Here is a 585-nt window from a genome sequence, read left to right as displayed (position 1 = left end):
CCATGCTGTATAAAAACGTCTTGAAGACGCTCGTCGGCAAATGGATGCAGCTCGTCGCCATCGCCGTCATCATCGTCATGAGCTCACTCACCTACACGATGATGTTCTACGGCATCAGCGGGATCGAGGTCCCGACCGAGGACTATTTGGCGTCGTCGAACCAAGAGGATTTCGCCGTCGAGATGCTCAACCGCGTCACCGAGGACGAAGCGAACGACCCCGAAATCGCCTCCCTCGTCGCCTCGGGCATGACGGACTCGACCGCGTCGATCCGGGCGCCGATCAAGTCGTCGAAGCGTTCCGGGTCGACCTGTTTCAAATCGGCGAGCGTATACGTGCCCGAGGCGACAATCGAACTTCGCGAATCCAAACTGATCACTTATCCATTCGCGGGCAGTGAACATCGGGGGCTCGTCTTAAAAGAAACAATGACGATCAATCAGTCTTACCTCGAAGCGGGATCGCGTCCGACGACGGACGACGAGGTCGCGCTCAACGCCAAATACGCCGAGAAGAACGGGATCGAGGTCGGTGACACGATCAACCTCGGCACGCCGTTCACGGTGAGCGGTTTCGTCTTGTTCC

1 pseudogene is annotated in these 585 nt (G+C 57.8%); it reads left to right on the top strand.

Annotated elements, in window-relative coordinates:
- Window positions 1-2 precede the first annotated feature (2 nt).
- Window positions 3-585 (top strand): annotated as a pseudogene (locus BJU60_RS15310) (ABC transporter permease); the annotation flags it as partial.

This window comes from Exiguobacterium aurantiacum (genome assembly GCF_001766415.1).
GTDB lineage: Bacteria > Bacillota > Bacilli > Exiguobacteriales > Exiguobacteriaceae > Exiguobacterium > Exiguobacterium aurantiacum_A.
The sequence above is the reverse complement of the archived record's forward strand: the minus strand, read 5'-3'. Positions and strand labels throughout refer to the sequence as shown.